The organism is Parafannyhessea sp. (assembly GCF_051876455.1).
GTDB lineage: Bacteria > Actinomycetota > Coriobacteriia > Coriobacteriales > Atopobiaceae > Parafannyhessea.
Genome location: NZ_JBJEHW010000206.1, coordinates 1 through 20,536, shown reverse-complemented (window position 1 = coordinate 20,536; position 20,536 = coordinate 1). Strand labels below are relative to the sequence as shown.

Annotated in this window: 20 protein-coding genes; 19 read left to right on the top strand and 1 reads right to left on the bottom strand. The window is 66.7% G+C overall.

The window, feature by feature from the left end; genetic code table 11:
• Window positions 1-188: 188 nt before the first annotated feature.
• On the top strand, window positions 189-1,628 hold the full coding sequence (locus tag ACI38Z_RS08850) for an NAD(P)/FAD-dependent oxidoreductase (protein ID WP_439789836.1): 1,440 nt from the start codon (window positions 189-191) through the stop codon (window positions 1,626-1,628).
• Window positions 1,629-1,715: 87 nt separating this feature from the next.
• On the opposite strand, the gene ACI38Z_RS08845 is transcribed toward ACI38Z_RS08850, so the two are convergent.
• Entirely contained in the window at window positions 1,716-3,182 is a 1,467-nt protein-coding gene (locus ACI38Z_RS08845; protein ID WP_439789835.1) for a hypothetical protein, read from the bottom strand.
• 244 nt (window positions 3,183-3,426) lie between these two features.
• Here ACI38Z_RS08845 and prfA point away from each other — a divergent pair, with 244 nt between their 5' ends.
• The 18 genes from prfA to ACI38Z_RS08755 all read left to right on the top strand — a co-directional run bounded on the left by prfA (window position 3,427) and on the right by ACI38Z_RS08755 (window position 20,334).
• On the top strand, window positions 3,427-4,491 hold the full coding sequence (prfA, locus tag ACI38Z_RS08840) for a peptide chain release factor 1 (RefSeq protein WP_439789834.1): 1,065 nt from the start codon (window positions 3,427-3,429) through the stop codon (window positions 4,489-4,491).
• A gap of 179 nt (window positions 4,492-4,670) precedes the next feature.
• Window positions 4,671-6,248, top strand: coding sequence for a peptide chain release factor N(5)-glutamine methyltransferase (prmC, locus tag ACI38Z_RS08835; RefSeq protein ID WP_439789833.1), 1,578 nt, complete (start codon window positions 4,671-4,673; stop codon window positions 6,246-6,248).
• Window positions 6,249-6,329: 81 nt separating this feature from the next.
• Window positions 6,330-6,791, top strand: coding sequence for a ribose 5-phosphate isomerase B (rpiB, locus tag ACI38Z_RS08830; RefSeq protein WP_439789832.1), 462 nt, complete (start codon window positions 6,330-6,332; stop codon window positions 6,789-6,791).
• Window positions 6,792-6,898: 107 nt separating this feature from the next.
• Window positions 6,899-7,540 (top strand): uracil phosphoribosyltransferase, encoded by a 642-nt coding sequence (gene upp / locus ACI38Z_RS08825; protein ID WP_439789831.1) that lies wholly within the window; start codon window positions 6,899-6,901, stop codon window positions 7,538-7,540.
• A 317-nt stretch (window positions 7,541-7,857) separates the two neighbouring features.
• Window positions 7,858-8,175, top strand: coding sequence for a hypothetical protein (locus ACI38Z_RS08820; protein ID WP_439789830.1), 318 nt, complete (start codon window positions 7,858-7,860; stop codon window positions 8,173-8,175).
• Entirely contained in the window at window positions 8,175-8,972 is a 798-nt protein-coding gene (gene atpB / locus ACI38Z_RS08815) for a F0F1 ATP synthase subunit A (RefSeq protein ID WP_439789829.1), read from the top strand. Before ACI38Z_RS08820 ends, atpB begins: the two co-directional genes overlap by 1 nt.
• A gap of 90 nt (window positions 8,973-9,062) precedes the next feature.
• Window positions 9,063-9,254, top strand: coding sequence for an ATP synthase F0 subunit C (locus tag ACI38Z_RS08810; protein ID WP_439789828.1), 192 nt, complete (start codon window positions 9,063-9,065; stop codon window positions 9,252-9,254).
• 40 nt (window positions 9,255-9,294) lie between these two features.
• Window positions 9,295-9,903: a F0F1 ATP synthase subunit B gene (gene atpF, locus ACI38Z_RS08805; RefSeq protein ID WP_439789827.1), complete on the top strand. Its 609-nt coding sequence runs from the start codon at window positions 9,295-9,297 to the stop codon at window positions 9,901-9,903.
• On the top strand, window positions 9,893-10,366 hold the full coding sequence (locus ACI38Z_RS08800) for a F0F1 ATP synthase subunit delta (RefSeq protein WP_439789826.1): 474 nt from the start codon (window positions 9,893-9,895) through the stop codon (window positions 10,364-10,366). The genes atpF and ACI38Z_RS08800 overlap by 11 nt, the downstream gene beginning before the upstream one ends.
• Window positions 10,363-12,024: a F0F1 ATP synthase subunit alpha gene (gene atpA / locus ACI38Z_RS08795; RefSeq protein WP_439789825.1), complete on the top strand. Its 1,662-nt coding sequence runs from the start codon at window positions 10,363-10,365 to the stop codon at window positions 12,022-12,024. The genes ACI38Z_RS08800 and atpA overlap by 4 nt, the downstream gene beginning before the upstream one ends.
• Window positions 12,025-12,939, top strand: coding sequence for an ATP synthase F1 subunit gamma (gene atpG / locus ACI38Z_RS08790; RefSeq protein WP_439789824.1), 915 nt, complete (start codon window positions 12,025-12,027; stop codon window positions 12,937-12,939).
• On the top strand, window positions 12,939-14,423 hold the full coding sequence (gene atpD / locus ACI38Z_RS08785; protein WP_439789823.1) for a F0F1 ATP synthase subunit beta: 1,485 nt from the start codon (window positions 12,939-12,941) through the stop codon (window positions 14,421-14,423). Before atpG ends, atpD begins: the two co-directional genes overlap by 1 nt.
• An 8-nt stretch (window positions 14,424-14,431) precedes the next feature.
• The gene (gene atpC, locus ACI38Z_RS08780; protein WP_439789822.1) at window positions 14,432-14,848 is read left to right on the top strand and encodes an ATP synthase F1 subunit epsilon; all 417 of its coding nucleotides are present in this window, start codon (window positions 14,432-14,434) and stop codon (window positions 14,846-14,848) included.
• 24 nt (window positions 14,849-14,872) lie between these two features.
• A complete protein-coding gene (murA, locus tag ACI38Z_RS08775; protein WP_439789821.1) occupies window positions 14,873-16,162 on the top strand; it encodes a UDP-N-acetylglucosamine 1-carboxyvinyltransferase in 1,290 nt (429 codons plus the stop codon).
• A gap of 177 nt (window positions 16,163-16,339) precedes the next feature.
• Window positions 16,340-16,810 carry a metal-dependent transcriptional regulator gene (locus tag ACI38Z_RS08770; RefSeq protein WP_439789820.1) on the top strand — a complete coding sequence of 157 codons (471 nt, stop codon included), beginning with the start codon at window positions 16,340-16,342 and terminating at the stop codon, window positions 16,808-16,810.
• Window positions 16,807-17,805: a homocysteine S-methyltransferase family protein gene (locus ACI38Z_RS08765; protein ID WP_439789819.1), complete on the top strand. Its 999-nt coding sequence runs from the start codon at window positions 16,807-16,809 to the stop codon at window positions 17,803-17,805. The genes ACI38Z_RS08770 and ACI38Z_RS08765 overlap by 4 nt, the downstream gene beginning before the upstream one ends.
• Before the next feature lie 204 nt (window positions 17,806-18,009).
• Window positions 18,010-18,912, top strand: a complete 903-nt coding sequence (locus ACI38Z_RS08760; protein WP_439789818.1) for a UTP--glucose-1-phosphate uridylyltransferase — start codon at window positions 18,010-18,012, stop codon at window positions 18,910-18,912.
• A gap of 12 nt (window positions 18,913-18,924) precedes the next feature.
• Window positions 18,925-20,334 carry a phosphoglucomutase gene (locus ACI38Z_RS08755; protein ID WP_439789817.1) on the top strand — a complete coding sequence of 470 codons (1,410 nt, stop codon included), beginning with the start codon at window positions 18,925-18,927 and terminating at the stop codon, window positions 20,332-20,334.
• The last annotated feature ends 202 nt before the right edge of the window (window positions 20,335-20,536 follow it).

The window sequence follows — 20,536 nt, the reverse complement described above, 5'->3', positions numbered from 1 at the left end:
CTCCTTTACGTTGGCTGCGGAGCGGGTGCCCCGCAGGCGGGCTTTCCCCTAGGATACCCCGTGCGGCCGTCGTGACAAATCCGCCCACGCCGTCGCCACGGCCCGCCGGCAGAGGCGGGGGCCGTGGGCGCGGCGCGCATGGGTACAATGCCCGTGCCCGAGGGACGCAAGACGACGGGAGGCGCGGCATGGATGTGGAAGGCAAGGCGGGCGCGGAGCCGGCGTGCATGAGGACGGACCTCCTCATCGTGGGGGCCGGGCCTGCGGGGATCTTCACGGCGCTGGGGCTCCTGCGCAAGGGCGACCGGCGCTCCATCACCATCGTGGAGAAGGGCCTGCCCATCGAGCGGCGGCACTGTCCCAAGGAGCAGGTGGGCCACTGCGTGGGATGCGACCCCTGCCGGATCACCACGGGCTTCTCGGGCGCGGGCGCCTTCAGCGACGGCAAGCTGTCGCTTTCGCACGAGGTGGGCGGCGACCTGCCGGAGCTTGTGGGGGCGGACCTGGTGCAGGCCACCATCGAGCGCGCGGACAAGGTCTACCTGGAGCTGGGCGCGGACCCGCACGTGGAGGGCGTGGGCCAGCGCGGCCGCGTGGCGGACATCCGGCGCCGCGCCATCCGGGCGGGCCTCAAGCTCGTGGACTGCCCCATCCGCCACCTGGGGACGGAGCGCGCGCAGCAGATATACGGCAAGGTGGAGCGGCTGCTTCTGGACGCGGGCGTCAACATCCTCTTTGAGCACGAGTGCCGCGAGGTGCTGGTGGAGGGCGAGAAGTGCCTGGGCGCCGTCGTTGCGCCCACGGGACGCCCGCAGGACCAGACCCGCATCCTGGCCGGGGAGACCGTGGTCGCCACCGGCCGGCGCGGCGCGCTCTGGTTTGACGAGATGTGCTCCGAGCACGGGATCGCGCACGCGCCCGGCCCCGTTGACCTGGGCGTCCGCGTGGAGGTCCGCAACGAGGTGATGGAGGACGTCAACAACGTGCTGTACGAGTCGAAGCTCGTGGGCTACCCGCCCCCGTTTCGCAACAAGGTGCGCACGTTCTGCCAGAACCCGGGCGGCTTCGTGAGCCAGGAGAACTACGACGGCGGCCTGGCCGTGGTGAACGGCCACTCGTACAAGGAGCGCAAGAGTCCCAACACCAACCTGGCCGTGCTCGTGTCATTTAACTTCCGCGAGCCGTTCCACGAGCCCATCGCCTACGCGCAGAACGTGGGGCGCCTCATGAACATGCTGGGCGCCGGCCACATCCTGGTGCAGCGCTTTGGCGACGTGCTGGACGGCAAGCGCACGTGGCCCAAGGAGCTGGGCCGCTCCAACGTGGTGCCCACGCTGCCCGACGCGGAGGCCGGCGACATCACGGCGGCCATGCCGTACCGCGCCATGATCGAGATAGTGGAGTTCATGAAGGCCGTGGACAAGGTGGTGCCGGGCTTTGCCGCGGACGAGACGCTGCTCTACGCGCCGGAGCTCAAGTTCTACAGCAACCGCGTGGCGATGGACGCGCACCTTAACACCAACGTCGCGCACCTGCACTGCCTGGGCGACTCGTCCGGCTGGACGCGCGGCCTCATGATGTCGAGCGTGATGGGCCTGCTCATGGCGGATGAGCTGGCGGCGCGCTAGGCTGCCGCGGCGGCGGGGGAGAAGGACGGTGGCGCCGGGGGAGAAGGACGGCGGCGCCGGCCGCGATCCCGCCGCGGCGGCACCGCGCTACTGCCTCGCGAGCGTGAACACGTCCGTGTACGTGGCCGTGGCGTCGTAGGGGATGAGCAGGAACGACTCCTGCTCCGTGTGCGTGCACGTCACGCGCGCGACGGCGCGGGTGGGGTCGTCGTCGCTGCCAAAGCCCACCCACGCCACGATGGTGCCCTGGCTGTCCTCGGGCGTCGTGAGCTCGAAGGCGTAGGTGCTGCCCGTGGGGTCGTCCTTCTCGCCCACGCGCGTGCCCTCGAAGGTGACGTCCGTGAGCTGCCAGTCGCCGTCGGAGGAGTCAACGTCCGCGTCCGGCTCCGCGTGATAGTGCGCCACGCAGCCGAGCGTCCCCGTGAGGCGCTTGGAGTCCGCGGACACGCTCTCGATCTTGAGCGAGAGGGTCTGCCCCCGCGCCCCAAAGCAGCGCTTGCCCGAGGCCTCCTGGCTCTGGAACGTGCCGGTCCACGTGCCCTCGAGCGACGCCAGGCTGAGCTTGCGCGCGCCCGAGCTTGCGGTTGCCTTCGTGAGCTCCCACGAGCCGCTTGCCGCGGCGAAGCTGAAGTGCGCGGTCACGGTGCACGAGCGCGTGGCGTAGCCTTTGGCCTCGCTGAGGTGCAGCGTCACGGTCTCGGTCTGCCCCTTGCGGCTGAAGCTCGCCTTGCCCACCTTGAGCGTCGCGTCCTTGTAGAGCGACGCAAGCGACTCCGTGGAGGAGCCCGAGCTGCCCGCCGCGTCCGCCTTGGCGAGGATAGCGCCCACGCCAGCGCGGATGCGCGACGTGCCCACGCCCGTGGTGGCCGCGTAGGAGGTCGTGCCGCTGCGCCGCGTGGACTCCAGCAGCCAGTTGCCCTTGGTGTCGCGCACGTACGTGAGGCGCACGGGCACCGTGGCCGTGATGGAGCCGTTTGAGTACCTGATGCGCGCCTGCGCGGTGACGGTACCGTTCTTGATGCTCACGCTCCGGCCCGAGGCGGACTTCGCCACGAGGGCCTCCGTGCTGTCGAAGGCGCCCGCCTCGTGCTTGAGCTGCGGCGCGTTGGAAAGCGCGTCGCGTCCCACCTTGCCGAGGCTCGGGAGGTTCTGGCTCAGGGCGCCCGTCGCGATGGTGACGACCACGGCGAGAAGGACCACCCCCGCGGCCGCGCATGCCGTTGCCACGCGGTGGGCGCGCACGGTCGCGGCCAGCTTCCGCAGCGCGCGGGCGACGGGGTTGCCGGCGGCGTCCGTGGCCGCGGCATCGGCGGGGGTGCCGTCACGGTCGCCGCCGGCGGAGGAGGAGGGGGCGTCCTTCTCGCCCGCGTCCTCGCGGGGGAGCTCCCGTGGCTGCGGGCGCTTGGCAGTTCGCTGCGCCGTGGGCTGGGCGTCCACGCGCGTGGTCGGGGCGTCCTGCGTGGCGTCGCCGTCCGCGGCCGGGCCCGTGCCCGGCAGGTCCCGCGTGGTGCCCGCCTCGCCCTGCGTGTCGTCTTGCTTGCGCTTGTCTGCCATGTGCCCCTGCCCGTCGCGCCTGCATGTTCGCGTTTGTGGGAACAGTTTCTCACAGTTGGCTGCCGCGCGTGGGGAGGCCGGGCCGCCCGTGGTAGCGTGCCGCGGGCCCGTGTATGGCGTGTGCATTGCCACCTGCGCGAATAGAAGTCGCTCGTAGGTGGTATCCTCACTTACGCTGAACACTTATGTCGCGCAACGCCGCCGCCCCGTGCCGCCGCGCCGCGACCACCCAAAGGAGACCAAGATGAGAGAGAAGCTCGAGCGGCTCATCGCGGCGTACGCGGAGCTGGAAAAGAAGATGATGGACCCCTCCGTCGTGGGCGACCCCAAGGAGTACGCCCGCGTCGCGAAGGAGCACGCAAGCCAGGCCGAGCTCGTGGCCAAGGCCAAGGAGTACCTGCAGGCGCTTGACGACATCGAGGCCGCGCGCGAGATGCTGCACGAGGCCGACGCCGACGAGAAGGAGATGCTGCAGGAGGACATCGACGCCAACGAGCAGAAGATCCCCGGCCTCGAGGAAGAGATCAAGTACCTGCTGATCCCCGCCGACCCCAACGACGAGAAGAACACCATCGTGGAGATCCGCGCCGGCGTCGGCGGAGACGAGGCGGCCATCTTCGCGGGCGACCTGTACAGCATGTACGAGCGCTTCGCCACGAGCCGCGGCTGGAAGATCGAGGTGCTCTCCTCCAGCCCCGGCGAGGCGGGCGGCTTCAAGACCATCGAGTTCAAGGTCACGGGCGAGAAGGTCTACTCCGTGATGAAGTTCGAGTCCGGCGTGCACCGCGTGCAGCGCATCCCGAAGACGGAGTCGCAGGGCCGCATCCAGACCTCGACGGCCACGGTGGCCGTGCTTCCCGAGGCCGAGGACATCGACATCGAGATAAAGGACGAGGACCTGCGCGTGGACACCTACTGCGCGTCGGGCCCCGGCGGCCAGGGCGTCAACACGACGTACTCCGCCGTGCGCATCACGCACCTTCCCACGGGCATCGTGGTGCAGTCGCAGGACCAGCGCTCCCAGATCCAGAACCGCGCCGTCTGCATGGAGATGCTCCGCGCGCGCCTGTACCAGATCGAGCTGGAGCGCCAGCAGGCCGAGCAGGGCGCCCAGCGCCTGAGCCAGATTGGCCATGGCAACCGCTCCGAGAAGATCCGCACGTACAACCAGCCGCAGGACCGCGTGACGGACCACCGCATCGGCTTCAACAGCACGTACACCGGCGTGCTGCAGGGCGACAAGCTGGGCGAGGTGATCGAGGCGCTCGCCGCGGCCGAGCGCGCGGAGAAGCTCGCGCAGGCCGTCTGATGCCGTGACGGGCAGCTGCCTTGCACGGGCCCGCGTCCTTCTCGCCCGCCCGTGCCGGCCTTGCGGCTGCCTTTGCCCACATCACACAACGTGCACGCAGGCGCGTCTTCCGCAGCGGCGGGGGACGCGCCTTGTTCTAGAATGGCGCGGTACCGGACGGTGCGGCGCATGGAGGTGCCATGGCGGAGCAGGAAACGTGGACCATACAGAGGATGCTCGACTGGACGATCGGCTACCTCACGCGCAAGGGCGACGAGCGGCCGCGCCTCTCGGCGGAGTGGATGCTGGGCTCCGTCACGGGACTCACGCGCGTGCAGCTCTACACGAGCTTCGACCGGCCGCTTTCGCAGGAGGAGCTTCAGCGCATGCACGACGCCGTGGTGCGCCGCGGCACGGGCGCCCCGCTGCAGTACATCACGGGCGAGATGCCGTTTCGCCACATCGTCCTGCGCTGCGAGGAGGGCGTGCTCATCCCGCGGCCCGAGACCGAGATTCTGGTGGACGCGGCGCTCGAGGGCGTGGACGCGGCGCGCGCGTGCGGGCGAGAGGCCCGCGTGCTCGAGGTCGGCACCGGCACGGGATGCATCGCCTGCTCAATCGCGAGCGAGCGGCGCGGCACGCACGTGGTGGCGACGGACGTGTCCGAGCGCGCGGCGTCCCTGGCGGAGCGCAACCGCGACGCGCTGGGGCTCGACGGAGCGGTTGACGTCATCCGCTGCGACCTGGCGAGCGGCGTGGACCCGCAGTACATGGGCGCGTTCGACGTGCTGGTGTCCAACCCGCCCTACATCCCGTCCGACGTGGTGCCCACGCTTCCCGCGGAGGTCGAGGCGCACGAGCCGCACCTCGCGCTCGACGGCGGGCCGGACGGGCTCGACGTGTTCCGCCGGCTGCTCGAGCTCGCGCCGCGGGCGCTCCGCCCGGGCGGCATGCTCTGCGTGGAGCTGTTCGAGACCAACGTCAACACGGCCGCGGACCTCTGCCGCGAGCAGGGCGGCTGGGCCACGGTCGAGGTGCGCCAGGACCTGACGCGCAGGCCGCGCGTGCTCGTGGCCGTGCGGGAGGGGAGCCTCGCGCAGGGCATAGACCCGGGGCGCGAGCGCGCGCTCTCGCAAAGGGAGAAGGTCATCCACGTGGACCAGGCCGCGCCTGACGCGGCGGCCGTCAGGCGCGGTGCGAACGTCCTTCTCGCCGGAGGGGTCGTCGTGGTGCCCACGGACTCCGTGTATGGCATCGGGTGCGCGGCCACGCCGCACAACCCGGGGCTCGGGCGCACGTTCGCCATCAAGCGGCGCGACCTCGCGCAGACGCTGCCGTGGCTCGTGGCGGACGCGGAGGACCTGGAGCGCTTCGGGCGCGACGTGCCGCTGTGGGCCGTCGCGCTGGCGCAAAAGTTCTGGCCGGGCGCGCTCACGCTCGTGGTCAAGGCGGCGCCCACCGTGCCGCCGGAGTACGTGCGCAGCTCGGACGGCACCATCGCCCTCAGGCTGCCCGACTCCAACCTCGTGCGCGCGCTCGCGCGGCGCGTGGGCTGCCCGCTCGCCATCACGAGCGCCAACACGCACGGCGCGCCCTCGGCAACGTCCGGCGCCGGGGTGGAGGAGCGCATCGTGGCGGAGGCGGACCTCACGTTCGACGGCGGCCCCGCGCCCATCGCCATCGCGTCCACCATCGTGGGCTGCACGGGGGAGGAGCCCCGGATTCTGCGCGAGGGAGCCATCCCCACGGCCGACGTGATGGAGGTCGCGCGCGGATAGCGCGGCATGACGCGCGTCACATACGCGGCGCCCCGCATGGGGTATCTTTGTGGTAGCAACGGCGTCCCTAAGGAGTTCAACATGAAGATCGCAATCGCGTCCGACCACGCCGGCTTCAACCAGAAGCCCGCCATGGTGGAGTACCTCAAGAGCCTGGGCCACGAGGTCGTGGACTTTGGCCCGCAGAACGACGACCGCGTGGACTACCCCGACTTCGCGGACAAGGTCGCCCGCTACGTCGCCGCCGGCAACGCGGACCGCGGCGTCCTCATCTGCGGCACCGGCATCGGCATGGCCCTCACGGCCGACAAGGTCCCCGGCATCCGCGCGGCCGTCATCCAGTCGCCGTACTTCGCGCACCTCTTCCGCGAGCACAACGACGGCAACGTCGTGTGCATGTCCGGCCGCTTCACCCCGTTCGACGTCAACAAGGCCATCGTGGACGAGTTCCTCACCACGGACTTTGGCGGCGGCCGCCACGCGGGCCGCGTACAGAAGATCATGCGCGAGGACGACCCCTCCTTCAAGGGCGTGGACGCCTAGCCATCGGTACCCAATCCTGCCCATTTGGCGTGCTACCATTCTTGGCGGCAAAGTCAGCTCGCCCGCCCCGCCTCGCGCGGGACGGGCGCCGGGCACTGGAGGCACGCATGGACTTCGACACCAACCGCTTCAAGATCATCGACCACCCGCTCGTCCAGCACAAGCTGCATATCCTCAGGGACAAGAACACGTCCACCAAGGACTTCCGCGAGCTCGTGACCGAGCTGGCCGTGTTCGAGGGCTACGAGGCCATGCGCGACCTGCCGCTCGAGGACGTCGAGGTCGAGACCCCGCTCGAGAAGACCACCTGCAAGCGCATCGCGGGCAAGAAGATCGCGATCATCCCCATCCTGCGCGCGGGCCTCGGCATGGTCGACGGCATCCTCACGCTCGTCCCCTCGGCGCGCGTCGGCCACGTCGGCATGTACCGTGACCCCCAGACGCACGAGCCCCACCAGTACTACTGCAAGTTCCCGCCCTCGATCGAGGACCGCACCTGCCTCGTGGTCGACCCGATGCTCGCCACGGGCGGCTCGCTCACCGCGGCCATCAAGTTCCTGCGCGACGCGGGCGTGAAGGACATCCGCTGCCTCACGATCGTCTCGGCCCCCGAGGGCGTCAAGGCCGTGCTCGACTACGACCCGGACGTGCGCCTCTTCACCTGCGCGCTCGACCGCGAGCTCAACGAGAACGCCTACATACTGCCGGGCCTCGGCGACGCCGGCGACCGCATCTACGGCACCAAGTAGGCCCCCGCAGAACGGACGACGCCTTTCAGGGCGAGAAGAACGACCGACCCAGCCGGAAGTTCTTCTCGCCCTCTTTGTATCCCTCACCCTACGTAAGGGTTTCGCGAGCTCGCGTGCGCGGCGTGTAGGTTTCGTAGCATTTTTGAAAGTCGTTCAAAAATCGCCCCGCACATCGCGGCGCGAATCCTGCGGAAATGCGCCACTAGGCGTCCTACGTGCGACTTTTGAACGAAAACGCGAAAATATGCCTGTGGACTTTGCGATTCCACACAACTACACTTCATAGCGCTGACTTTGTGGTGAGTATCGAGGTGACCATGAACCAGGCGTTCGCCATCGTGTTAGGGGCCGTCTGCGGAGTGATCGGCGCGATTCCGTCTGCCGTGCTGTTTGAACGGGCCAACAAACGGGGTACAAACCATAGCGTTAGCGTGGGCGCGGGACTCGCGACAACACTTGTCTCGTTCCTGCTACTATCGGCGGCAATATACGTGGCGCATCTTAGGGCGCGGGCCTACGAGGCCAGCTTTGGGATCGCAACGGTGGTGGCGTTCCTCGTGGTTTGGGGAGTCGAGTCCATCAGGGGCTTGAGGGCGGTCCAGGGGTCCGCCTCGCCTGGAGGGAAGGACGAATAGTGAACCCGCTAGCAAGTTTGTCCAAGGAGATGGAGGAGCTGGTTGACAGCTTCATGGCCAAAGCCGTCGTCGGCAACACGACCGTGGGCCTCACCCAGTACATCTTCTTCATGCTCATCGCAATCGCGATCCTCCTGATCGTGATGTTCACGTTCAAGAAGAAGCAGTCCCAGAGCCTCGTGCCGCAGGGCTTCTTCGTGAACGGCATGGAGTTCCTCGTGGAGTTCGCCCGTGACGACCTCTGCGTGAGCCTCCTTGGCAAGAACTGGAAGAAGCACTTCCCGTTCGTCTCCGCGGTGTTCTTCTTCATCCTGTTCAACAACCTCCTCGGCATCGTCCCCGGCTGCCACCCCGGCACCGGTACGATGGGAGTCACGGCGGCGCTCGCCATCTGCTCCTTCGTCTACTACGTTGCCGTCGGCATCAGGCGCATGGGCGTGCTCGGCTACCTCAAGAGCATGGCGCCCGCCGGCCTGCCCGGCCCCATGGCCGGCATGGTCTGGGTCATCGAGCTCTTCTCCAACCTGCTCCGCCCGATCACGCTCGCCATTCGTCTGTTCTGCAACATGTTCGCAGGCCACATCGTCATGGGCACCTTCGCCATCCTGGCGACGCTCTTCGTCGAGCCGCTGCTGCAGGGCTTCTCCGCAATCGCGCTCGGCCAGGCGGCGTGCTCCATCTTCTGGGTCCTGCTCCTGATCATCATCTACCTGGTCGAGATCCTGGTTGCCGTCATCCAGGCGTACGTCTTCGCCCTGCTGTCGGCCGTCTACATCCAGCTCGTCGAGGACGAGTAGCAACTAGTGGGTACTCGCGGGCCCCACGCCCGCTGGTATACGTAGGTCAAAAAATCGCCCGGTCGTTGGGCGAATGACAAAGGAGGAATCGTGGGAGTCATCGGTTATGGTCTCGGCGTTATTGGTGCTGGCTTTGGCATCGGTCTCGCGGCATACGGAGCAACTACGGCCATGGCGCGCCAGCCCGAGGTCCAGGGCCGTCTGTTCACGGTCTTTATTCTGGGCTCGGCCTTCGTCGAGGCACTCGCCCTTATCGGCTTCGTCGTCACCCTCATTTCCTAAGCAATCGAGAAAGACGAACGACGCTGAGTTGGAGGCACGTATGAACATCAACATTAAGGGGCTTTCGCGCATCGTGGGGGCATCGGCCGCCACTGCCGCCGCCTCTGTGTTCGCGCCTACGCTCGCGCTTGCCAAGATGCCAAGCGGCCAGGACATCCTTCTCCCAAAGCCGGCGGAGTTCTTCCCCGCGCTCATCGCGTTTCTCGTCATCTGGTTCGTGCTCGCCAAGTTCGCTTGGCCCTCGATCCTGGGCATGATGGAGAAGCGCCAGAAGAAGATCCAGGACGACTTGGATTCGGCGGCCGAGTCTAAGGCCAAGGCGGCCGAGGAGGCCAAGAGCTACGAGGCAACGATCCGCGAGGCCCACAACGAGGCCGAGAAGATCGTCGCCCAGGCAAAGCGCGAGGCCGAGGAGGAGCGTTCCCAGATCCTCGCCAAGGCACAGCGCGAGGCTGCGGACATCATCACGAAGTCCCACGGTGCGGTCGAGTCCGAGCGCAAGAAGGCCATGATCGAGCTTTCCGGCTCCGTGGTGGACCTTTCCGTGGAAATCGCGAGCAAGGTCATCGGCAACGAGCTAAGCGAGGACCAGCAGCGCAAGCTTGCAGAGAAGTACCTTGCGGAAGTGAGTGTCCCAGATGAGCGCTAAGCGCAACGAAGATGAGAAGGTCGAGGCTTACTCCCGCGCCCTCATCGAGGCTGGGCGTGCGGAGGGCAGGGCCAATGCGGACCTTGTCCAGTGGGAGCACGCCCGCAAGTTCTCGCCCGAGGTCCTCGAGACCCTGAGCGCGATGCGCGATGCGGACGACCTGAACCTGATTGCGAAGGTTGGCAAGCAGTATCGGGAGATCCTCGACAAGGAGGACAAGACCGTTTCGGTCACCGTGACGACTTCCGTGCCCATGGACGACGAGCTTCGCGAGAAGGTTCGCGCCAAGGCCGAGAAGGACCTCAACGCTCCCGTGTACCTCGTGGAGCGTGTTGACCCGGAGATTCTCGGAGGCATCGTCCTCGAGGCTCGCGGCCACCGCTATGACGCTTCCGTTAAGGCCCAGCTCACGAACATCAGGAAGACGCTCGTCTCGACCTTCGTCGGAAGTGATGCGAAATGACAGACAAGATTAGCTCCACGGAGATCATGGACACGCTGCGTGGCAGACTGTCCAAGATCAACGCGACAGTCGATACGCAGGAGGCCTCGGTCGTGACCGAGGTCGGCGATGGCATCGCCCACGTCTCCGGACTGAAGTCCGCGATGCAGGGCGAGCTCCTCGAGTTCACCAGCTCCGCCACGGGCCGCAGCGTGTACGGCCTTGCCCAGAACCTGGACGTTGACGAGGTCGGCGCCGTTCTGTTCGGCGATGTCGACTCCATCAAGGAGGGTGACGAGTGCCGCACGACCGGCCGCGTCATGGACATCCCCGTCGGCCACGCGATGCTCGGTCGCGTCGTCAACCCCCTGGGCCAGCCGATCGACGGCGAGGGTGCCATCGACACCTCGCACCGTCGCCCCATCGAGTTCAAGGCCCCTGGCATCATGGAGCGCCAGCCGGTCTGCGAGCCCGTCCAGACGGGCCTCATGGCAATCGACGCCATGGTCCCCATCGGACGTGGTCAGCGTGAGCTCATCATCGGCGACCGCAAGACGGGCAAGACCGCCATTGCCATCGACACGATCGTGAACCAGGCCGACACGGACATCATCTGCATCTACGTCGCCATCGGCCAGAAGGCCTCGACCGTCGCCGGCATCAAGGAGACGCTCGCACGTCACGGCGTGATGGACAAGACGGTCATCGTCGCGGCAACCGCAGCGGACTCCGCGCCTCTGCAGTACATCGCGCCAATGGCCGGTGCCGCAATCGGCGAGTACTTCATGTACAACGACGCCAACGGCAACCCCGCTGACGAGAGCCACCCCGGCGGACACGTCCTCGTGGTGTACGACGACCTGTCGAAGCAGGCTGTCGCGTATCGTCAGATGTCGCTTACGCTGCACCGTCCGCCTGGACGCGAGGCGTATCCTGGCGATATCTTCTACCTGCACTCCCGTCTGCTCGAGCGTGCGTGCAAGCTGTCCGACAAGAACGGTGGCGGCTCCATGACGGCTCTGCCGATCATCGAGACGCAGGAGGGCGACGTCTCCGCGTACATTCCTACGAACGTCATCTCCATTACCGACGGCCAGATCTACCTGCAGTCGAACCTGTTCTTCCAGGGCCAGCGCCCCGCAGTCGACGTCGGCATTTCGGTGTCGCGAGTCGGCGGTGCTGCGCAGCTGAAGTCCATGAAGCAGGTCGCCGGCACCCTGAGGCTCGACCTCGCGAGCTACCGTGACAAGCAGGCGTTCGCGCAGTTCGGCTCCGACCTGGATGCCACGACGCAGTACCAGCTCAACCACGGCGCCCACATGATGGAGATGCTCAAGCAGAAGCGCTTCTCCGCACTCGACGTCGTCGACCAGGTCATCGCGATCTTTGCCGCCAAGGAGGACTTCCTCGACGACGTCGACCTCGATCACGTGACGCTGTTCCGCGACGGCCTCGCAAAGTATATGCAGGAGAGGCACCCGCAGCTGCGCGAGGAGATTCGCGACCACAAGATCGACGACGGCATGGCCGAGCGCATCAAGACGCATGTCAAGCACTACAAGGAGCAGTTCCTTGCGGCGCATCCCAACAAGGCCACGATGGGCGACGTCGCCAAGACGGCGGAGTCGAACGTCGACGTTGCCGCGGAGACCGAGGAAGAAGAGGGCCAGGAGCAGTAAATGGCCAACCTACGCGAAATACAGAGGCGCATGAACTCCATCACGAGCACCATGCAGATCACCCGCACCATGGAGATGATCTCCACGGCACGGATTCAGCATGCGCTCGCTCGCGCGCAGGAGGCCGGTCCCTACAAGGACGCCATCACGAACATGCTCGCGAACGTCGCCACGGCAGGTGCGGGCTCCACGCAGCCGCTCCTCCTCAAGCATGACGAGGAGAAGAACGTGGTCTTCATCGTCGTCGCCTCGGACCGCGGCCTCGCTGGTGGCTTCAACGTCCTTCAGCAGCGCGCTGTCGAGAGGGAGATGCGAGAGCTCGCCGGCAAGGGGATCAGCTCCTCGGTCATCACGTGCGGGCGAAAGCCTACCGAGTACTTCACGTATCGCAAGATGAAGCCGGTCCTCTCCTTCGTGGGTATCTCCTCCGAGCCCACGATGGACGAGGCCGACCGTATCGCGTCCTATGTGATGGACGGTTACGTGAAGGGCAAGATAGACCGCGTGATGCTCCTGTACTGGCACGCGAAGAACCGCGTCGACCAGACGCAGGTGACCGAGCAGCTTCTGCCCATCTCGCGTGAGAAGCTCATGATGCCTAACAGGCCTCGTACCCCCGAAGCGCTGGCCGAGGTCAAAAACAAGATCTACCCCGAGTACTCGTTCGAGCCCTCCGCAGAAGCTGTACTCGGCTATCTGATGCCGGCCTACTTCAGGACCGTCATCTTCCATGCTCTTCTCGACTCGGCTGCTGCCGAGCACGGCGCCAGGCGTCGTGCGATGCAGTCGGCGACCGACAACGCGAAGGAAGTGCTCGGTTCCCTGAGCCGCACCTACAACCGCGAGCGCCAGGGCGCCATCACCACCGAGCTGAACGAGATTATCGGCGGTGCTTCCGCATTGGAGGAAAGCTAATGGCAGAAACCGCAGAACAGACGCGCACTCCCTTGGAGGAGGCCGCCTTTAAGCACATGAACCGCACGGTGGGTACCGGCACGATCGTCCGTATCGTCGGCCCCGTCGTGGACGTCAAATTCGAGGGGCAGGTCCCGGCCATCTACACCGCACTGACCGTCGACGGCGAGACGCCGGTCGGCAAGGTGAGCACGGTGCTTGAGGTCGAGTCCCAGCTCGCGGGCGGCGTCGTCCGTACCGTCGCAATGTCCTCGACCGACGGCCTCCAGCGTGGTCTGAGGGTCAAGGACACCGGCCACCCCATGATGATGCCCGTCGGCCCCTCCACGCTGGGCCGCGTGTGGAACGTCATGGGTGAGCCCGTCGACGGCGGCGAGGTCCCCTCGGACGTCCAGTACTACCCGATTCACCACCCCGCGCCCGCGTTCGACGAACTGACGACGCAGACTGAGATCTTCGAGACCGGCATCAAGGCCATCGACCTTCTCGAGCCGTACGTCCGTGGCGGCAAGACCGGCCTCTTCGGCGGCGCAGGCGTCGGCAAGACTGTCTTGATCCAGGAGCTCATCAACAACCTGGCCCAGGAGCACGGCGGCACGTCCGTCTTCACGGGCGTCGGCGAGCGTACCCGTGAGGGTACCGACCTGTACCTCGAGATGACCGAATCTGGCGTCATCAACAAGACCTGCCTAGTCTACGGACAGATGAACGAGCCGCCTGGAGCACGTATGCGTGTCGCGCTGGCCGGCCTTACCACGGCCGAGTACTTCCGCGACCAGGGTCAGGACGTCCTTCTCTTCATCGACAACATCTTCCGCTTCTCGCAGGCAGGCTCCGAGGTCTCCGCACTTCTCGGCCGTATGCCTTCCGCAGTCGGTTACCAGCCGACGCTGGCGACGGAGATGGGCGAGCTTCAGGAGCGCATCACCTCCACGAAGGAGGGCTCGATCACGTCCGTGCAGGCCGTCTACGTCCCCGCAGACGACCTGACCGACCCGGCGCCTGCGACGACGTTCACGCACCTCGACGCGACGACCGTTCTTTCGCGTGCCATTACCGAGCTCGGCATCTATCCCGCCGTCGACCCGCTGGCGAGCTCGAGCTCCGCGCTTGACCCGTCCATCGTCGGCGAGGAGCACTACCGCGTTGCAATGGCGGTGCAGGAGACGCTGCAGGAGTACTCCGACCTCCAGGACATCATCGCGATTCTTGGTATGGACGAGCTCTCCGAGGAGCAGCAGCTCGTGGTTGCGCGCGCCCGCAAGATCCAGCAGTTCCTGTCGCAATCGTTCCACGTTGCCGAGAAGTTCACGGGCAACCCGGGCGTGTACGTAACCGTCGAGGACACGGTCCGCTCCTTTGCGGAGATCGTGGACGGCAAGTGCGACGACCTGCCCGAGCAGGCCTTCTACTATGCCAGTACCATCGACGACGTGCGCGAGCGCGCCAGGAAGATGGAAGCCGAGACGGCTCACGCTGAGTAGGGAAGATTATGGCAGAGCTTAACTGTCAATTCGTGCGCCCGGACGGGCTCCTCTTCGAGGGGCCCGTCGCGAGCTGCGTCCTCGTGACCGAGAGCGGCGAGCTCGGCGTGTGGCCCGGCCACGCGTCCGAGATCGTCCACCTTGGTGACGGCATCGTCCGTCTTAACCTGCGAGAGCAGGACGGGGGCGGCGTCGACAAGGTCATCGTGTCCGGCGGCTATGCCGAGATCAGCGGCGACAAGGTCATCGTTCTTGCCGACCACGCCCGAAAGGTTGGCGACATCGAGCCTGACGTCGTTCGCAAGACGAGGCAGAAGGCCATGGACGCCAGGGACCAGTATCCCGAGGGCGACAACAGGCGCGCGTATTATGACAACAAGATCAAGTGGTGCAACCTCTTGCTCAAGCATGCGGACGACAAGTAGAGACACCAGGGGTTCGGAGTAGCGTTGGAAGTAATCAAGGTTGAAGGCGGCCACAAGTTCACGGGCGAGGTCACGGTGGAGGGTGCCAAGAACTCGGCACTCAAGCTGATGGCCGCGACCATCATGGCCCCTGGCGTCACCACCCTCACCAACGTTCCGAACATCTCGGACGTTCACGTCATGGGCAAGGTGCTCAAGTGCCTGGGCGCGAAGATCAACGTAAAGAACGAGCACGAGCTCGAGATCGACACGACCGGCGTGGACAAGTGGGAGACGCCGTACCACCTCGTGGCCAAGATGCGCGCCTCTACGGCGGTAATGGGCCCGCTGCTCACCCGCTTTGGCAAGGCCGTCGTGGCCATGCCTGGCGGGTGCAACATCGGCGCCAGGAAGATCGACATGCACATCCTGGGCCTGGAGGCCCTAGGTGTCGCCTTCGAGATCGACCATGGCAACATCCACGCCTCGACCCCCAACGGCATCAAGGGCACGACGGTCACGCTCGACTTCGCGAGCGTCGGCGCGACCGAGAACCTCATGATGGCCTCCGTGTGCGCCGAGGGCACCACCACGATCGACAACGCGGCACGCGAGCCCGAGATCGTGGACCTGGCGAACCTCCTGAACGAGATGGGCGCCAAGGTCAGGGGAGCCGGCTCCCCGGTAATCGAGGTCGAGGGCGTCGAGAAGCTCCATGCAGTGGAGTGCCACCGCGTCGTGGGCGACCGCATCGAGGCCGGGACGTTCATCGCGATGGGCGGGCTCTGCAAGGACCCGGTCACCGTAAGGGGCTTCAACCCGCGCCACCTTGGCCTGGTGCTCAAGAAGTACGAGCTCATGGGGCTAGACATCAAGTGCTTTGACGATGGCTGCACCGTGAGCCGCAAGGGTCCCATCCACGCGACCGACATCCAGACGCTGCCCTTCCCGGGCTTCCCGACGGACATGCAGGCCCAGACGATGACCCTTCTGGCCCTGTGCGACGGAAGCTGCATCATCACCGAGAACGTCTTCGAGAACCGCTTCATGCTCGCGAGCGAGCTGCAGCGCATGGGGGCCGACATCCGCATCGAGGGGCATCACGCCATCGTCCATGGCGTCAAGGGCTTCTCGGGCGCGGAGGTAAAGTCCCCCGACCTGAGGGGCGGCGCGGCGCTCGTAATGGCGGGTCTCGTGGCGGACGGCGTCACGACCGTCTCCGAGATCCACCACATCGACCGCGGGTACGAGAAGTTCGTGGACAAGCTGCAGGCGCTTGGCGCCAAGGCCGTCCGCTGCGAGGTGCCCGACGAGGACGAGGACCTCTTCATGTAGGTCTGTGGCAGATACGTGCAAGTGCGGCCTGGGCGCCATCGCGTGCCCAGGCCTTTTTGCGACTTCGGGCCTTTGGTGGATTGGCACAATTGGGCAAGAATCGCCCTGTGCTTCGTTGGGTACATACTGACGAAAGCGAAACTGAACCCGCGGGCGCGGGAGTTTTTGGAGAAGAACATGGAGAACATTGCCGAGGGCCGTGTCCCAGGTGCGACCGAGGGCAAGGCGCCGTCGGACGTGGCCGGCGGCGGCGAGCACCTCTCGAAGTCGAACGAGGACTACATCGAGTCGATTTATCGAATAATGCGCGAGGAGGGCGGCGAGAGGGGCGTGCGTTCCGTGGACGTGGCCGAGCAGCTGGACGTCTCGAAGGCAAGCGTCAACAAGGCCGTCACCACGCTGCGAAACGCGGGCTACGTGGAGCAGAACCGTTACGGCCGCATCCAGCTGACGGATTCCGGCGTTAGCTACGCGCGGCGCGTGTGGCGGTGCCACCGCATGCTCAGGTCGTTCCTCGAGCGCGACCTCGGGGTCGACCCAAAGACTGCAGACGCCGAGGCGTGCCTGATGGAGCACGCACTTTCCGCCGACACGCAGGACAGGTGGCTGGCGTACCTCGAGAAGCAGGGAATCCAGGTGGAGGAATGAGCGAGAAGCGCGAGGCATCGTGGCCGAGCTGCCCCCTCTGGCGCGAGGCCGCGACCTCTGACGACGAGGACGCGATCCAGCGGCAGGAACTTGCGAGCGTCCTGTGCGGACGTACCGGGGCGGCCGTCGTGCTTTCGGGCGGCATGGGGCCGCTCATCGCGGAGCAGCCCTTCTCGCAGGGGATTCCATATGCAGAGTGGAACCTTTCTGACTCGGCCCTGATCGGCCAGCTGCACGGGCTGTTCCACGCGGCCGGGGCCGACTGCGCCGTTACGCACACGCTCGGGTGCTCGGACGTCCAGCTGGATGCGGGCCTCGCGCGGGTCGCGCGCGAGTCGAACGTCGGCGCCGTGCGCGAGGCGCGCTCGTGCGGGCCGCGGTTCGTGCTGGGCGCGCTTGGCCAGGTGGCGGAAGAGCGCCCGGACGGACTCGAGGACTCGCTGTGCCGCCAGGCGACGCAGCTGGCCGATGCCGGCGTGCACGGGCTGCTCCTGCTCGCGCACGACGTCGCGCTTGCGGCCGACCTCGTGCGGGCGATCCTCAAGGTGGTACGGCTGCCGCTTGTGGCAATGGTGCCGTTTTCCAGCGCGGATGCTGCCGACGATGCCACGGATCGGCAGCCGGAGGGCCCGCTTACCCCAGATGGCCTGACGCCGTCGCAGGCATTCTCGCAGTTGGCTGCCGCGGGAGCCTTTGCGGTGGGCGCAAGCGTTCGCCTGGAGGACGCCGCGTCCTTCTCGACCGCGCTCGCCTCTGCCGCGGACGCCGCGGGTCGCGGGCTCGTCGTGCGGCTGGACGGGGACGAACGGGACGCGCAGCCGGGCGAGAGGGACGGCTCCCTCGGGTCCGTGGCGGTTCGGACTGCCGCGGAATCCCTCGTGCGTGCCGGCGTGCGCGTGCTTGGGTATGCGGGACCCGATCCGCTCGGCGCGACGGCCGCGATCCTCGCGACGCTCGACCAGCTGTCGGGCGCACTCCACTTCGAGGTTCTCTAGCGGCGGCGGGCAAAATCTCCACGGCACCTATACGAGTTGCGTCGGGAGCGCGCTAAACATGACCGCCCGCCTATGTGATGTTTCCCGGGAACGGCCCAATGGCTATCCTTGTTCATGCAAGACGGGCCGGTTGCCGGGTCTGCACGCGGTGCGGACGCCAGGCGGCTGCGGCTCGACTGTTGATGCGTATAGAAGGGACCATTCATGAAGGCTGTTATTCCCGCCGCGGGATTGGGAACTCGTTTTCTGCCTGCGACGAAGGGAACGCCAAAGGAGCTCCTGCCCGTTCTGAACAAGCCGGTTATCCAATATGTTGTTGAGGAGGCCCTCGAACCCGAGGGCGTGGACGAGGTCGTAATCGTCAACTCGAGGGAGAAGCCGCAGCTCGAGTCGTACTTCCGCGTCGACGGCGGTTTCGAGGACATGCTGCGCAAGCGCGGCAAGACCTGCGAGGCGGACCTCGTGCATGACGCGTCCAACCTTCCCGTCTCCTTCGTCTACCAGGACAACCCGCGGGGCCTGGGTCACGCAGTCTACTGCGCCGCCGACGCGGTTGGCGACGAGCCGTTCTTCGTTCTTCTCGGCGACTACTTCGTTCCCGACCACCAGATGTGCGTGCGCATGGCCGAGGTCTCAAAGCAGCATGGCGGCGCTTCGGTCATCGCTGTGGCGCCCGTGCCCGCCGACCAGGTGAGCCGCTACGGCATCATCGCGGGCGAGCACGTCGGCTCGCTTGACGGGTCCGACGTCGCGGACGAGGACGAGGGCGCCGTGTGGAAGGTCACGGGCCTGGTCGAGAAGCCCGCGCCCGAGGACGCGCCGTCCCACCTTTACATCGTGGGCCGCTACCTGCTGACGCCCAGGATCATGGACCTGCTGGCCAACCAGGGCGTGGGCGCCGGCGGCGAGATCCAGCTGACGGACGCCATGGAGCGCCTGCTTGCCGAGGAGGAGATGTACGCGCTGGTGGTCGACCCGACCGAGGGTTGCGACACCGGCACGCCCGCGGCGTGGGCCGGCGTCAACGCAAGGCTCGCGCTTCAGGACGAGTCCACGCGCGAGGCGTTCCTCGAGGCGCTTGGCAAGAGCGTCCTGGGCGATAACTAGCGCATACCTTCGATGCGCAACATACACTTCAGGGTCGGCGGCTGGTATAGCAGGCGCGACGAGGGATACGACCTCGAGGGCGTGCGCGCGGTCGCCGCGGCGTTGGGCGTCGTGTGGGGGACCGTGCACGAGGGCGCCACGATCGTCGTCGGCTACGACACCCGCCACGACAGCGAGGACATGGCGCTCGAGGCCGCGGGGCTCATCGCTTCCTGCGGCCTGCGGGTCCTGCTGGCCAACGCCCCGACCCCGGCGCCCGTGCTCGAGGCGGGCGTGGCCCGCGACGACGCGTGCGTGGGCGGCGTGCTGGTCTCCGGCGGGGACTACTCGAGCGACTATGGCGGCGTCCTGGTCTGCGGGCCGGACGGCGGTTCCGTCTCGGATGCGTTCGCGCACGACGTGGACAAGCTCATATCCTCCGTTCCTGGCACGGCACGGGGCCGCTACGCCCGCGTCGACCTGCAGTCGCCGTACGTGCTCGAGCTCATGGGGCTGATCGACGCCGAGGCCGTGCGATCTTCTCGCCCGCGCGTCGTCGTGGACAGCATGTACGGAACGGCCCAGTGCGTCGTGCCGTCGCTCCTGCGCGACCTGGGCGTCGACGTCGTTGAGCTTCACGCGGGCTGCCGCGCTGACTTTGGCGGGCTGCATCCGCGCGCGATTGAGCCCTGGGTCGATGACTGCGAAGCGGCCGTCGTGCGCGAGGGCGCGGACCTTGGCCTTGCCTTTGGGGGAGACTGCCGCCGCCTTGCGCTCGTCGATGCGCGCGGCCGCATGGTATCCGTCCACGACCTGGGTCCCCTCGTGCTCGACCATCTTGTGGGCGAGAAGAACGGGTGTGGCAGGGTCGTCGGCACCCTCGCGTGCTCCGAGCGCCTCGAGCGCCAGGCCGAGCGGCTTGGCCTTGACTATACGGCGGTACCAGTTGGCTTCTCGCGCCTGCATGCCGAGATGGCCGATGGCGACGTGCTCATGGCAGCGGAGGAGTACGGCGGGCTGGCGTTCCCGAACCACCTGGCGGAGCGCGACGCGATTCTGGCGGCGCTCTACATCCTCGAGGAGCTTGCGACGCGGCACGCCACCGTCGAGGGGCTGGTGCAGGGGGTGCGCGGCGAGGTCGGCCGCATGGCATACGGGCGAGAGGACATCACCCTCGACGTGGCGAAGGTGCAGGCGTTCCGCAATATCCTGCCAGGCCTCAATCCGCGAGCGATGGCGGGAAAGACACCCGTCGCCGTGAACCACGCGGGAGGCCTCAAGGTCACGTTCGATGACGGCTCATGGGCGATGCTCAGGCCGTCGCGCTCGCAATCCATCGTGAGGGCCTATGCGGAGGCGGCAACGCGCGAGGAACGAGACGACCTCCTGAAGTCGGCCGAGAAGATCGTTTACGACGGGCTCTCTGGAGATGCCGCGGGCTGAGGGTTGGGGTCCCGGTGGCCTGTCTATAAGAGGGCAGTGGCAGCGATTGACAATCGGATTGACAATCGACGCGTAATGTCAAGATTGGCAACTTGGCTCAAAGGTAAGCCCTAGATATAGATTGCAAATTCAATAGCCGTGCAGACGTTTCGTGCCGCGGCCCCGCGCCGACTTGTGTTCGGCCTGTGGAGAAGCGGATTGT

Bases quoted from the DNA above. Each gene is read 5' to 3' on its own strand.
- ACI38Z_RS08850 (WP_439789836.1), top strand. From the start codon at position 189: ATGGATGTGGAAGGCAAGGCGGGCGCGGAGCCGGCGTGCATGAGGACG.
- rpiB (WP_439789832.1), top strand. From the start codon at position 6,330: ATGAAGATCGCAATCGCGTCCGACCACGCCGGCTTCAACCAGAAGCCC.
- atpF (WP_439789827.1), top strand. From the start codon at position 9,295: ATGAACATCAACATTAAGGGGCTTTCGCGCATCGTGGGGGCATCGGCC.
- prfA (WP_439789834.1), top strand. From the start codon at position 3,427: ATGAGAGAGAAGCTCGAGCGGCTCATCGCGGCGTACGCGGAGCTGGAA.
- atpG (WP_439789824.1), top strand. From the start codon at position 12,025: ATGGCCAACCTACGCGAAATACAGAGGCGCATGAACTCCATCACGAGC.
- ACI38Z_RS08755 (WP_439789817.1), top strand. From the start codon at position 18,925: ATGCGCAACATACACTTCAGGGTCGGCGGCTGGTATAGCAGGCGCGAC.
- upp (WP_439789831.1), top strand. From the start codon at position 6,899: ATGGACTTCGACACCAACCGCTTCAAGATCATCGACCACCCGCTCGTC.
- atpA (WP_439789825.1), top strand. From the start codon at position 10,363: ATGACAGACAAGATTAGCTCCACGGAGATCATGGACACGCTGCGTGGC.
- ACI38Z_RS08770 (WP_439789820.1), top strand. From the start codon at position 16,340: ATGGAGAACATTGCCGAGGGCCGTGTCCCAGGTGCGACCGAGGGCAAG.
- prmC (WP_439789833.1), top strand. From the start codon at position 4,671: ATGGCGGAGCAGGAAACGTGGACCATACAGAGGATGCTCGACTGGACG.
- ACI38Z_RS08800 (WP_439789826.1), top strand. From the start codon at position 9,893: ATGAGCGCTAAGCGCAACGAAGATGAGAAGGTCGAGGCTTACTCCCGC.
- ACI38Z_RS08765 (WP_439789819.1), top strand. From the start codon at position 16,807: ATGAGCGAGAAGCGCGAGGCATCGTGGCCGAGCTGCCCCCTCTGGCGC.
- atpC (WP_439789822.1), top strand. From the start codon at position 14,432: ATGGCAGAGCTTAACTGTCAATTCGTGCGCCCGGACGGGCTCCTCTTC.
- ACI38Z_RS08820 (WP_439789830.1), top strand. From the start codon at position 7,858: ATGAACCAGGCGTTCGCCATCGTGTTAGGGGCCGTCTGCGGAGTGATC.
- ACI38Z_RS08845 (WP_439789835.1), bottom strand. From the start codon at position 3,182: ATGGCAGACAAGCGCAAGCAAGACGACACGCAGGGCGAGGCGGGCACC.
- atpD (WP_439789823.1), top strand. From the start codon at position 12,939: ATGGCAGAAACCGCAGAACAGACGCGCACTCCCTTGGAGGAGGCCGCC.
- ACI38Z_RS08760 (WP_439789818.1), top strand. From the start codon at position 18,010: ATGAAGGCTGTTATTCCCGCCGCGGGATTGGGAACTCGTTTTCTGCCT.